The 12,282-nt window shown below is 39.9% G+C and carries 13 protein-coding genes; 7 read left to right on the forward strand and 6 right to left on the reverse strand.

What is annotated here, in order from left to right; all coding sequences use genetic code 11:
• Positions 1 to 84 precede the first annotated feature (84 nt).
• Positions 85 to 1,134: a glycosyltransferase family 4 protein gene (locus CVT08_RS02425; RefSeq protein ID WP_107856419.1), complete on the forward strand. Its 1,050-nt coding sequence runs from the start codon at positions 85 to 87 to the stop codon at positions 1,132 to 1,134.
• A complete protein-coding gene (locus CVT08_RS02430; protein ID WP_107856418.1) occupies positions 1,131 to 1,901 on the forward strand; it encodes a polysaccharide deacetylase family protein in 771 nt (256 codons plus the stop codon). The genes CVT08_RS02425 and CVT08_RS02430 overlap by 4 nt, the downstream gene beginning before the upstream one ends.
• Before the next feature lie 107 nt (positions 1,902 to 2,008).
• On the opposite strand, the gene CVT08_RS02435 is transcribed toward CVT08_RS02430, so the two are convergent.
• The 5 genes from CVT08_RS02435 to waaC all read right to left on the reverse strand — a co-directional run bounded on the left by CVT08_RS02435 (position 2,009) and on the right by waaC (position 6,492).
• Complete coding sequence (locus CVT08_RS02435; protein WP_230855951.1) at positions 2,009 to 2,710, reverse strand: glycosyltransferase family A protein; 702 nt, start codon at positions 2,708 to 2,710, stop codon at positions 2,009 to 2,011.
• A gap of 156 nt (positions 2,711 to 2,866) precedes the next feature.
• A complete protein-coding gene (rfaQ, locus tag CVT08_RS02440) occupies positions 2,867 to 3,937 on the reverse strand; it encodes a putative lipopolysaccharide heptosyltransferase III (RefSeq protein ID WP_107856416.1) in 1,071 nt (356 codons plus the stop codon).
• Positions 3,934 to 4,638 carry a glycosyltransferase family 2 protein gene (locus tag CVT08_RS02445; RefSeq protein ID WP_107856415.1) on the reverse strand — a complete coding sequence of 235 codons (705 nt, stop codon included), beginning with the start codon at positions 4,636 to 4,638 and terminating at the stop codon, positions 3,934 to 3,936. Before CVT08_RS02445 ends, rfaQ begins: the two co-directional genes overlap by 4 nt.
• Complete coding sequence (locus CVT08_RS02450) at positions 4,632 to 5,525, reverse strand: lipid A biosynthesis lauroyl acyltransferase (RefSeq protein ID WP_107856414.1); 894 nt, start codon at positions 5,523 to 5,525, stop codon at positions 4,632 to 4,634. Before CVT08_RS02450 ends, CVT08_RS02445 begins: the two co-directional genes overlap by 7 nt.
• The gene (gene waaC, locus CVT08_RS02455) at positions 5,518 to 6,492 is read right to left on the reverse strand and encodes a lipopolysaccharide heptosyltransferase I (protein WP_107856413.1); all 975 of its coding nucleotides are present in this window, start codon (positions 6,490 to 6,492) and stop codon (positions 5,518 to 5,520) included. The genes CVT08_RS02450 and waaC overlap by 8 nt, the downstream gene beginning before the upstream one ends.
• 63 nt (positions 6,493 to 6,555) lie before the next feature.
• Here waaC and CVT08_RS02460 point away from each other — a divergent pair, with 63 nt between their 5' ends.
• From CVT08_RS02460 to CVT08_RS02475, 4 genes are read left to right on the forward strand one after another with little or no spacing between them, the layout of a single operon-like run.
• Positions 6,556 to 7,566, forward strand: coding sequence for a 3'-5' exonuclease (locus tag CVT08_RS02460; protein WP_107856412.1), 1,011 nt, complete (start codon positions 6,556 to 6,558; stop codon positions 7,564 to 7,566).
• Between the two features lie 20 nt (positions 7,567 to 7,586).
• Complete coding sequence (locus CVT08_RS02465) at positions 7,587 to 8,645, forward strand: NAD-dependent epimerase (protein WP_107856411.1); 1,059 nt, start codon at positions 7,587 to 7,589, stop codon at positions 8,643 to 8,645.
• A complete protein-coding gene (locus CVT08_RS02470) occupies positions 8,646 to 9,224 on the forward strand; it encodes a DNA-3-methyladenine glycosylase I (protein ID WP_107856410.1) in 579 nt (192 codons plus the stop codon).
• Positions 9,224 to 10,072 (forward strand): DNA ligase, encoded by an 849-nt coding sequence (locus CVT08_RS02475; RefSeq protein WP_107856409.1) that lies wholly within the window; start codon positions 9,224 to 9,226, stop codon positions 10,070 to 10,072. The genes CVT08_RS02470 and CVT08_RS02475 overlap by 1 nt, the downstream gene beginning before the upstream one ends.
• On the opposite strand, the gene CVT08_RS02480 is transcribed toward CVT08_RS02475, so the two are convergent.
• A complete protein-coding gene (locus CVT08_RS02480; protein WP_107856408.1) occupies positions 10,069 to 11,109 on the reverse strand; it encodes an LLM class flavin-dependent oxidoreductase in 1,041 nt (346 codons plus the stop codon). The two genes, CVT08_RS02475 and CVT08_RS02480, sit on opposite strands and share 4 nt — an antisense overlap.
• 189 nt (positions 11,110 to 11,298) lie before the next feature.
• Here CVT08_RS02480 and galE point away from each other — a divergent pair, with 189 nt between their 5' ends.
• The gene (gene galE, locus CVT08_RS02485) at positions 11,299 to 12,282 is read left to right on the forward strand and encodes a UDP-glucose 4-epimerase GalE (protein ID WP_107856407.1); all 984 of its coding nucleotides are present in this window, start codon (positions 11,299 to 11,301) and stop codon (positions 12,280 to 12,282) included.

A 12,282-nucleotide genomic window follows, 5' to 3' on the forward strand; every position in this document is an offset into this window, starting at 1 on the left:
AATGTATAAAAATTTTAAAAGTTTTTAATATAATAAAAAGCTTTTTATCAAATAAAAAAACAAAAGAATTTAAAGAGTAGAAAAATGATAAATATACTTGAGCTTGAAAGCTCTTCGGGATTTGGTGGGCAAGAGCACCGCACGCAGCGTGTGATAAATGGACTGGATAAGAGTAAATTTAAGGTTTTTTATGGGCTAAACCCTGGCTCAAAAAGCTTTGAAAAGCAAATAGAGTGCGAATTTGTTGAGTTCAACCTAAAAAAGTCTTATAACATCTTTGAAATTTTAAAAATTTGCAAATTTGTAAAGCAAAATAATATAAAAATCATCTCAACTCACTCTGGCAAAGACGGCACAATAGGCGCGATCGTGGGCAAAATTTGTGGCGTTAGCGTGGTTCGCACTAGGCATTTACAGCTGCCTATCACTTCACCTATCCCTTACAATCTCAGCACAAAAGTGGTCGGCGTTTGCAACTCAGTCTGCGCCGATCTTATCAAAAGAGGTGTTAAAAAAGAGAAGGTACTAAAAATTTACACTGGCATCGACACGCAAAAATACACGCCAGAATTTAAGATAAATATGAAAAAAGAATTTGGGCTAAGTGACGACGTGGTGGGCGTTTGTATCGTGGCAGTGTTAAGAGCTGCTAAAAATCACAAACTCTTAATTGACGCATTTAGCGAGCTAAATTTAGAAAAATCGGCCCTTTTTATCGTGGGTGATGGTCCGCAAAATGAGAATTTAAAAGAATATATAAAAGATAAGAAAAATATCTTCATGCTTGGCAACAGAACCGATGTGAGCGACTTTTTAGGCTCGCTTGATATCTGTGTGCTACCTTCTGATATGGAGGCGATCGGCGGGGCGCTGCTTGAGGCGTCTTCGTGTAAGCTAGCTACCATCGGAAGCGACGTGGGCGGACTTGGCGAGGCTGTGAGTGACGGCAAGAGTGGATTTTTATTTCCAAATGGCGACAAAGAGGGGTTAAAAAAGGTACTTGAAAGGCTCATTTTGGATGAAAATTTAAGAAAGCAGATGGGTGAGTTTGGCCGAGAGTACGTAAAAGAGACATTTAGTATCGAAAAAATGATAGAAAACACACAAAATTTATATATGGAACTTGTAAAATGAGCGTAACGGTTTTGATGTATCACCATGTGCTTGAAAAGAGCGGATTTATCGCTAGTAGCGTGGATGAATTTAGATCGCACATGAAATTTCTAGCTGAAAATGGCTATAAAACGCTAAGTATAAATGAATTTATCGCATACAAAAAAGGCGAGCTGGAAGTACCAAAAAAGAGCGTTTGTATAACATTTGATGATGGTTGGATGGATAACTATATCTACGCCTATCCTATCGTGAAAGAATTTGGCCTAAAAGCAAATCTTTTTATAGTCACTGGCTGGATAGAAGCGGCGCAAAAGGCCCATGAGATAAGTCGTGGTAGCTTTTTAAATGGTAGTCACAGTGAATGTAAAAATACTGCACCAAGTAGGCCGCAAGATGTGATATTAAATTTAGAGCAGATCGATAAAATGAGTGACTGCTTTTATTTTCACTCACATACGCACGGTCATTTTGATAACTATTTTGGGCAGCTAAGTCTGGACGAGGAATTTGGCCTTTGCCGTGAGTTTATGAAGAAAAATTTTGGCTTTGAGGACGACGCACTTTGCTGGCCGCGTGGCAAATATAATGACGAATACCTAAGTACTGCTAAAAAACATGGCTACAATGCGTTTTTCACGACAAAACGCGGGATAAACAGGGCTGATGGTAATTTAGAGGAAATAAAACGCATAGTGACAAAGCGCGATGAAAAATGGCTTAAAAAGACTATGTTTATCTATCAAAATAACTTTTTGGGATCTATTTATGCTTTTCTTAGGAGTTAGGGCTAAAGTTTATGCTTAAAAACATTATTAATTTTTATGGCTAATTAGTGAGACCAAAAATGTAAAAACCTTTCTTTGGTCTCAAAACATAGTTGCTCCCATTTTTATTATTTGAAATAATTCAAGAGCCAAAATTTTCTTTTTATAGTGTTTTCTGGGATGTTTTTTATAAACTGTTCGCTTAAAACTTGCCAATTAAAATTTAGAAAAATCCTTGAATGTGCTACCATTGCACCATACTTCTTCATTTTTTCTTTTTTCTTTTCATAAATTATTTTATTTTGTGAATCATCCCTGTTTAATGAGTGATATGAACTTTTACGATTAACATCGTTATCGTCTCTTTCCCTATAAAAATATTTTCTCTTTGTAATATATTTTCTCTTAAAACCAAGCGCATCAAAATATTCAGCACAAAAGTTATCTTCATAGTCGTAGTTTCCAGCAAATTCTTCATCATAGCCAAAATATTTTAAAAAAACACCTCGGCTCATTGTAAAAACGTTTCCATGAGATGGATAGTTACCTGATATAAAGTTATTTCTATGGATATGTGTTCGTCTAAATTTATAAATTTCATGCTTCTTAAAGGCGTAGTTCGCTATAAATTTTAATGTGTCTTCATAAAAGATATGGTCTAAGTCTGTGATTATTAATTTATCACTTTTTGCACTTAAAGCTCCTAAATTTCTTGCTCCACTTTGGTTCCATTTTATGTTTTCGTTGATTTTTATCCAGCATAAATTTAGATTAAAATCTGGTATTTCATATTTTAATGGCGAACCGTCATCTATTATGACAAATTCCATAATATCCAGCATTTCTGGATCATATTTTGCATAAGCATTTAATAAATTTAGAATAGAGTTTATGTCGTTTTGATCGCAATAAAAATGTGTAACATAGCTAAGTTTTTATGTGAGAGTAGTCTTTAGTGATAAAATGGGGGGGGGTAATTAGTGATTTCATATTTCTCCTTTTAAAATTTGCTTTATCTTCTCTTTTATTTTTGGCATTTCGTCGCTAAAGTCCATCAGCGTTTTTTCTACGCCGTGCTCTTTTATGCCCTCTTTGTCGCAAGGCACAAAGTCCCAGTCCTTTTGATAGACGATGTGCTTACCCATGCTTTGGATGCCATTTTGCGATGTGTAGCCATTTTGCATCAAGCTATTATCCCAAGGCCCCCATTCAAAAGCTCCGCTTGGGCCAAAAAAGGCGATCACTGGCACGTCGTTAGCAGCAGCTATATGCATGATAGCGGTATCGACGCCGATAAAGAGACTTGAGCGCTTTGAGAGGACGATCGTTTGTTTTAGGCTTAGCTTGCCGCCTAAATTTATAGGCTCACTTTTGCAAATTTTTAGCACGCCTGCAAGCTTATTTAGCTCATTTTCTTTGTTGTCGCTTGTTAGCACGACCTTTACACTAAGCTCATTTTCGCAGTAGTCGATGAGCTCTGCCATGCTCTCGTCGTTTGCGCATTTAAACATCCAGCGGCTTGTTAGATGCACATGCACAAAGCGTTTTGGTAAATTTAGATGCTCCACGCTCTCATCTGAAAAGACGCTCACTTTTTTGCTCACTGGCTCAAAGCCCAAAGCCCTTAGTGCGTTTAAATTTAGATCAACCGTGTGAGAGAAATTTTCGTAGTATTTTGCCTTTACGCTTAAAAGCTTATTTATTGCCTTGTGCTTGCCTAAAAAGCCAACTATCTTTTTTATCTTAGCGTACTTTGCGATGATGACACCGCGGTCTCCAGTGGTCGTTTGCACCGCCATATCGTACTTCTCTTTTTTGATCGCTCTTATAAATTTTAGCTCGGTCATTAGCTTTTTAAAAAAGCCAGAATTTGCACTTTGCCTATCATAAATGTGGATTTTGTTTATGTAAGGATTGCCTTCTATCATCGCTTCTGTCCCTTTATTTAGGGCAAAGTCGATGGTTGCCTCTGGGTAGTAGTGGTGCAAATTTTCAATGAGCGGCGTTGTCAAAAGCACGTCGCCGATATTTCTAAATTTAATTACAAGTATTTTCATTTTATATATTTCCAAAATGTGTACTGGGCGTAAAGTCTAGCGATAACATAGCCAGCAAAGCCCTCTTTAAAGCCACTTTTTAGCACAAAAAGCTTAAAAAATGTCCAAGCAGGACTTGTAAGCGCCTTAAATAAATTTCTCTTTGCACCCATACTTGAGTAGCGATTTTGCTTAGCGATAAACTGCTCGATGCTCTCATACGCGTAGTGTAAGAAGTGGTTTTTAAGCGCGCCAAGCCTTTGTGAGTCATCATTTAAAACAACCTTTTCATGCACAGCTCTGCCATCAAATTTGGCAAAATTTTTGTTAAAAAGCCTTACCGTATAGTCTGGATATAGCCCCATATTTTTTATCGCTTTGCCAAAGAAAAAATTTAGCCTAGCAACGTTGTAAGCCATAAATTTAGGCTCTTTTAGCGTGCTAATGATCTCATTTTTAAGCTCGTCTGTTATCACCTCGTCGCTATCAAGCACAAAGACCCACTCGTTTTTGGCTAGATCCACGCCCTTTTGCTTTTGCGCGCCAAATCCAAGCCAAGCTTGTTCGTGAAATTTCACGTTGCTAAAGCCATCACAAATTTGCCTTGTGCTATCTTTTGAGCCGCTATCAACCACGATGATCTCATCAGCAAAATTAGCGCTCTCTAGTACCTCTTTTAGGTATTTTTCGCTATTGTAAGTTAGGATTACGACGCTTAGCATTTGTACTCATTTTCGTAAAATCTCTTAAACCTTTGGTGAAACCAAAAGTACTCTTCTGGCCTTGCTCTAACCATCTCTTCGCACGCACTACACTGCATTTGCGTCGCTTTTTGCACAGCATCTTCTTTGTCAAAGGTGCTTATGTCTATTGGCTGCTCAAAGCAAATTTCGTTTAAATTTTCATCTTTTTGGTAGATAAAAGCACTTACGATGAGAGCATCTGTCTTTTGAGCTAGCACGCTTGCTGCTGGCGTGTGAAGCACATCTTTACCAAAAAACCGCACCTTTATGCCATCTTGTGGCGCGGTGTTTTGATCGACTAAAATTCCAACCAAGCGCCTAGCTTTTAGCGCTTTTAAGATATCTTTTGCGCCGCCATCTTTGTCGATTAGTTCCACGTCAAACTGCGATCTGTTGGCTCTTAAAATTTTATCCATTACGCTACTATCAAGCCTTCTGCCAAGCACTGAAACTGCGCTAAATCGTGCTGCCATTGCTAGACTAAATATCTCCCACTGCCCAAAATGCGCAGTCGTGACAATGATAGGTCGGCCAGACTTCATCGCATCAACTAAAAAGTGCTCATTTTTAAAGACGACCTTTTCAAGTATCTTTTGTTTTGTTGTATTTTGGTTTAGGATGAAATTTATGCCAAGGTATTTTGCAAAGTTGTAGTAGCATTTTTTAGCGATTTCTAGCTTCTCTTCTTTAGTTTTTGTCTCGCCAAATGCAAGGTCTAAATTTGTCATAACGATATGAAAACGCTTTTTGCCAAGCTTTCTATAAGCAAATGCTAAAAATTTAGCAAGCAGGTTTTGAAGTGAGCTAGGCATTATAAGTATAAGAAATTTTAAAGTGTAAAAGCCAGCTAGATATATCCTATCCATTTAGCAGCCTTTTTGCGAAATTTGCAACCGTTTCAGGGTAAATTTCTCTTATGCAAAAGTCGTTTTTATCGATACTTCTAGCATCTATCTCCTTACCCATATCAATGACAAGATTTTTGTCTGTGACGTAGGCGTTTCTGTGGCTTGGTCGGTTACCAAAAAGCGTGATAGAAGGCCTATTTACAGCCCATGCAAGGTGCGTTAGACCGCTATCATTGCCAATTACCAGATCGCAGCTTGCGATGTAATCTATCATATCTTTTATGCTTAGTTTTTCAAGCAGTTTTGCAGATGTGCCCGAAATGATCGCCTCAGCCCTTGCTTTTTCGCTCTCACTCCCGTAGCAAAGGTAAATTTCACAATCATCAAGAAGTCTAATCACATCTTTAAATTTGTCATAAATTTTACTCTCTTCGCTTGCAAAAGCAGCGATCAATACGCGTTTTTTTCCGCTTTCATTTTTAAATTTTTTGCAAATTTCAAAGCAGGGTGATTTTTCTAAAATCTCATCTCTGCCAAAGCCAAAATTTAGAGCATATCCTGCAAGGCTTAGGTTTCTAACTATGATATTTTCGTTGTAGTCGATCTTAAATTTATGCCCATAAAGCCTGGCTGCAATCTTTTCTTTGACGCTTTCTCTGCTAAAGCCGTAAATTTCTTTGCCAAGTAGTTTTGCAACGACAGCTGATTTAAAAAGTCCTTGCAGATCAATGATTTTGTCAAATTTGCCAAGCGTTTTTATGATCTTGTAGCTCTTTTTAAAGCTCTCTTTAAGTGGCAAAACGACTAGCTCGTCGATTAGGGGATGATCTTTTAAAAGGCTTGCAAAACGGGCATCAACGAGCCATGTGATGTGAGCATTTGGGCAGTGCTTTTTGATAAACTGAAGCACAATGGCTGCGTGCACGATGTCCCCAAGAGCGGAGAGCTTGACTATGGCTATTTTTAGCTGATTTTTATCTTGCATTGGCTACTTTAAATATAAATTTTTGGTATGATTTTAAAAAAAAATGCTTAAAAAAGGGCTAAAATGGCAAAAAGTTACATCTGCGTCTTTGACTGCGAGACGATACCTGATGCAAATTTGATAAGAAAAATTTACGGCATTGACGGAAGCGACGAAGATGTGAGCATCCAGGCGATGGCCTTGCAAAAAGAGGCCAGTGGTAGCGATTTTTTGCCTGTGATGTTTCATAGAGTGATCGCGATCTCTGCAGTGATGGCCGATGAGTACGGCAAATTTTTAAAAGTTAGCACGATGGAGGGCAAGGATGAGTGCGAGATCATCGCTAAATTTTTAAAATTTATAAATGATTATAATCCAAGGCTTGTTAGCTTTAATGGCCGCGGCTTTGACCTGCCTATGCTAATGGTGCGTGCGATGCGCTACAACCTAAATGCGGCGGCATATTATGAGAGCGAGAATAAAGAGCTAAACAAAAATAAATGGGAAAATTATAGAGCCAGATATTCGCCTAAATTTCACCTTGATCTGCTTGATTTTATAAGCGATTTTGGAAGTGTGAGAGGGCTAAAGCTTGATACGCTTTGCGCTAGCTTAAATTTACCAGGTAAATACGACGTGCACGGCGATCAGGTGCTTGAGCTATACTACGCAGGCGAGCTTGATAAGATAAATGAATACTGCGAAAGCGACGTGCTTAATACCTACTGGCTCTTTTTGAAATTTGAGCTTTTGCAGGCAAATATCTTGCAAGATGACTACATAAATCACCTAAACGTGATGAGCGAATTTTTAGCCAAAAACTGCGCTCACAGGGGATACACTGAGGTCTTTTGCTCTGCGATAAGTGACGAGCTGGCAAGGCTTAGCGGGCAGCTAGACTACGAGATAAAGGTAGATAAAGAGGCTTTGGAATTTAGTGAATTTGATGAGGTAAGGCCCATTAGCAAAGAGGAGCTAAACCGCGATATGCTGGGCGGTCTGCTTAAAAAAGCAAGCGATCTAAAGCCAAAAGAGCCAAAGAGCAAGACACTTTTTGAAGAGAAAGTGCCTGAGATAAATTTAGACGACGAATAAGCCAAAATGAAAGGAAAAATATGAAAATTTTAGTAACTGGAACAGCTGGATTTATAGGATTTCACCTTGCAAATGCCCTTGTGGCACGCGGAGATGAGGTCGTTGGATACGACGTGATAAATGACTATTACGACGTAAATTTAAAGCTTGCACGCCTAAAAACGGCTGGTTTTGACGTGAGCGAGATAGACTACGGCAAGCTTATCACCTCAAAAACGCATCCAAATTTAAAATTTATAAAAGCAGACCTTGCTGATGAAAAGACTATGAAAGAGCTTTTTGCTAAAGAGAAATTTGATGTAGTGGTAAATTTAGCTGCACAAGCTGGCGTTCGCTACTCGCTCATAAACCCAAAAGCCTACATCGACAGCAACATCACAGGCTTTATGAACATCCTCGAGTGCTGCCGCCACAATGAGATCAAAAACCTAGTCTATGCAAGCTCTAGCTCGGTTTATGGCTTAAATGAAAACATGCCATTTTCTACGCACGAGGGGGTCAATCACCCTATAAGTCTCTATGCAGCGACTAAAAAGAGCAACGAGATGATGGCGCACACTTATAGCCACCTATTTAACGTGCCAACGACTGGACTTCGCTTTTTTACGGTTTATGGACCGTGGGGACGCCCTGATATGGCGCTATTTTTGTTTGTTGATGCCGCACTTAAAGATAAGACCATCGACGTCTTTAACTACGGCAAGATGAAGCGCGACTTTACCTACGTGGACGACATCGTAAAGGGTATCATCAAGTGTATCGATAATCCTGCTAAGCCAAACCCAGCTTGGGACGCAAAGCACCCAGATCCTGCCACTTCAAAAGCGCCGTTTAAGGTCTATAATATCGGTAACAACAGCCCAGTTGAGCTCATGGACTATATCAAGGCAGTTGAGATAAAGATCGGCCGTGAGATCAAGAAAAATTTCCTCCCACTTCAAGCAGGCGACGTGCCAGCGACATTTGCAGACGTGAGCGATTTGGTGGCGGACTTTGACTACAAGCCAAATACAAAAGTAAACGACGGCGTGGCTAAATTTGTCGAGTGGTATAGCGAGTTTTACGGGATCAAAATTTAAATGAGACGTTGCGAGTGGGCCAAGGGCGAGCTTGATATAGCCTACCACGATAATGAGTGGGGCAAGGTCATAAAAGATGATAGAAAATTTTTTGAAATGATAGTTTTAGAGGGCTTTCAAGCGGGTCTTTCGTGGCATGGGGTACTTCAAAAAAGAGAGGCTATGAGAACGGCGTTTGACGGCTTTGATCCTGAAAAGATCAAGCTTTATGGCGAGGCTGAGATAGCTAAATTTATGCAAAACGATGGGCTGATACGCAATAGACTAAAACTAAAATCGCTTGCCACAAACGCACTTGCTTTTTTATCAGTAACGCAAGAATTTGGCAGCTTTTATGACTATTTGTGGGGGCATCTGCTAAGAAAATTTGACCCCAAATTTGACGGCAAACAGATCATCAATCACTATCAAAATATCAAGCAAGTGCCAGCAACTACGCCGATGTCTGACTTTGTGGCAAAGGAGCTAAAAAAACGAGGGTTTAAGTTTCTAGGCTCTGTTAGCACCTATGCCTTTTTGCAAAGCGTGGGCGTGGTGGACGATCATATGGACTATTGTTTTTGTAAGGCAAAAGGCTGATTAGGATAGTTTTTGCGCTTTTAGCCCTTTTAAATTTTGCATTTTCTCTTGAACTGCTGCGCCTTAGCGAATTTAAAGATCAAAACGTCAGTGGCTGGCTAGCTAGCGAGAAGCTTGATGGCGTGCGTGCCTACTGGGACGGAGAGAATTTACTCTCAAGGCAGGACAAAAAGCTAAATGCACCGCTAAGTTTTACTAAAAATTTCCCTAAATTTGCACTTGATGGTGAGCTTTATGCAAAGGAGCTTAAATTTGAAGAAATTCAAGCAAGCGTGATGGATAAGCTGCCAGATGAAAAGGCGTGGAGCAGGCTAAAATTTCACGTTTTTGACGTGCCAGAGGCGAGCGGCGGACTACTTACCAGACTGGAAATTTTGGCTAAATTTCTAAAAAATAAACCAAATCAAAATTTAATCATCATAAAACAGATAAAAGTGCGTGATAACGCTCAGTTTTTAAAATTTGCTGAAAATATCATCGCAAAAGGCGGCGAAGGAGCTGTGGTGCGTGAGCCAAATGCGCCATACGAGCGAAAACGAAGTAAAAATGCGCTCAAATTTAAGAAATTTAAAGACGCCGAGTGTGAAGTGACCGCTATAAACAAAGGCAGCGGCAAATACGCAAATTTTGCTGGCTCGCTCACCTGCAAGGCACTTGGCGGCAAAGATGATAAAGAAAGAGCTGGTGAGCCAAAAGAGGGCACTATCTTTAAAATAGGCTCAGGACTAAGCGATAAAAATCGTCAAGATCCCCCTAAGATAGGCTCTATCATCACATATAAATTTCAAAATTTAACCTCTAATGGCAAGCCAAGATTTCCCATATTTTTAAGGATTAGAGAGGATTAAATTTCGTCTATGATCTCTTTTAACGCCCTAAAAGAGTCAAGCTGCGCCCTTTCATCAAAAATAAAGCTTTGAGCCATGATCTCATCGACTTCAAGTCTGTTTTGAAACTCTAAAATTTGCTCTTTAACGCTTTGCTTTGAGCCTATAAAAGAGCACGCCATCATCTCTTCCGTGACGCTTCTTTCTCTATTTTTTAGCTCTATTTGCCTAAAGTCGATCGGCCCAAAATGCGGAGCCTTGGCACCTGCTTTGCCGCTCATAGCAAAGACCTCGTCGTTGTCCCTTTTTGGTGGCTGCAAATACTCTTTTTCGCCAGTTACTACGTTTAAGAAAAACTGCGTTTGCGTAGTGGCTAAACTCCTTGCTAGCTCGTCAGTCTGGGCTATTATTACATTTGCTCCTGCGATGACATAGGGTGCTTTTAAAAAGGGCGATGGTTTGAAATTTTGACGATAAATTTCTACCGCTTTTTCTAGCGCACGTGGTGTAAAGTGCGACGCAAAGGCGTAAGGCAGACCAAACTCAGCCGCCACATATGCACTATATATGCTTGAGCCAAGTATGTAAATAGGCGGAATTTTGTCTACTTTTGGATAGGCTTTTACGGCTCTTTTGGCGTTAAAATAGTCCATTAATTCGTTTATTTGCATATCAAATTCCATCTCTCTTGTGCCTCGTCTAAGCACCGCAGCCGTCTCTTGGTCGGTCCCTGGAGCTCTGCCTAGCCCAAGATCGACGCGGTTTGGATATAGCGTCTCAAGAGTGGAGTACTGCTCGGCGATGGAGTATGGGCTGTGGTTTGGTAGCATCACGCCGCCAGAGCCCACACGCAAGCTTTTTGTATGCTCTAAGATGTGCGCGATGATGAGCTGCGTGGCTGAGCTAGCTAAATTTTGCATGTTGTGATGCTCTGCGACCCAGTAGCGATTTATGCCGATATCTTCGGCAAATTTAGCCAGTCTGATGGCCGCATCTATGGCAGCTTTTGCGTCACTGCCTTGTTTTATTGGTAGTAAATTTAAGATTGAGAGATTCATTTTTTATCCTTTTTTTGTAGATGAGAGATTATAAAGATTAAATTTAAAATAGATTGTAAGTCTATTTTAAATTTATAGTCAAAGACCTATCCACGCAGTCTTCAAGCAAAATTTAAAAACTAATCTTGCTTTACTTTTGCTTTACTCTATTTTTGATAAAATTACACACTTTTAATGAAAGGCTTAAACTTGAAGATTTTAGTAACAGGTGGAGCTGGATACATCGGCAGCCACGTAGTAAAAGCACTTTTAAAGCAAGGCAAAGATGAGATAACCATCATCGACAATCTCTGCAAGGGCTCACAAAAAGCACTTGAAGCACTCCAAAAAATAGGAAATTTTAAATTTATAAATGCAAATTTAGAGGATGATCTAAGTGAAATTTTCGCAAATGGCAAATTTGATGCGATCATCCATTTTGCAGCGTTTATCGAGGTCTTTGAAAGTATGAGCGAGCCGCTAAAATACTACCTAAACAACACTGCAAACGTCGCAAGGGTGCTAAGATATGCAAAAACTTACAATGTAAATAAATTTATATTTAGCTCAACTGCCGCAGTTTATGGCGAGCCAGACGTGGCGGAGGTGAGCGAGACAACGCCTACAAACCCGATAAATCCATACGGCAGAAGCAAGCTAATGAGCGAGCAGATCATCAAAGATTACGCCGCTTCAAATGAAAATTTCAAATTTGCGATTTTGCGCTATTTTAACGTAGCAGGTGCAGACGAAGAGGGGCTTATCGGTCAAAACTATCCAAACGCCACGCACCTTATCAAAGTAGCTGTTCAAACAGCACTTGGCAAGCGCGATAGCATGGGTATCTTTGGCGATGACTACGCGACAAAAGATGGCACATGCGTAAGAGACTATATCCATGTTAGCGACCTAGCAGACGCTCACATAAGCGCGCTTGATTACATCAGTCAAAATGGTAGCGAAACTTTTAACGTGGGATATGGTAGAGGATTTAGCGTAAAAGAGGTCATCGAAACCGCAAAAAAAGTAAGCGGAGTAAATTTCAAGGTGCTAAATGCGCCAAGAAGGGACGGCGACCCAGCTATCCTCATCTCAAACGCAAGCAAACTGCGCTCGCTAACAAGCTGGAAGCCAAAAAGAGATGATCTAGCGCTCATCATAAAAACCGCCCTTGAGTGGGAAAAGAGAATTTAA

Source organism: Campylobacter concisus (assembly GCF_003048835.2).
Taxonomy (GTDB): domain Bacteria; phylum Campylobacterota; class Campylobacteria; order Campylobacterales; family Campylobacteraceae; genus Campylobacter_A; species Campylobacter_A concisus_D.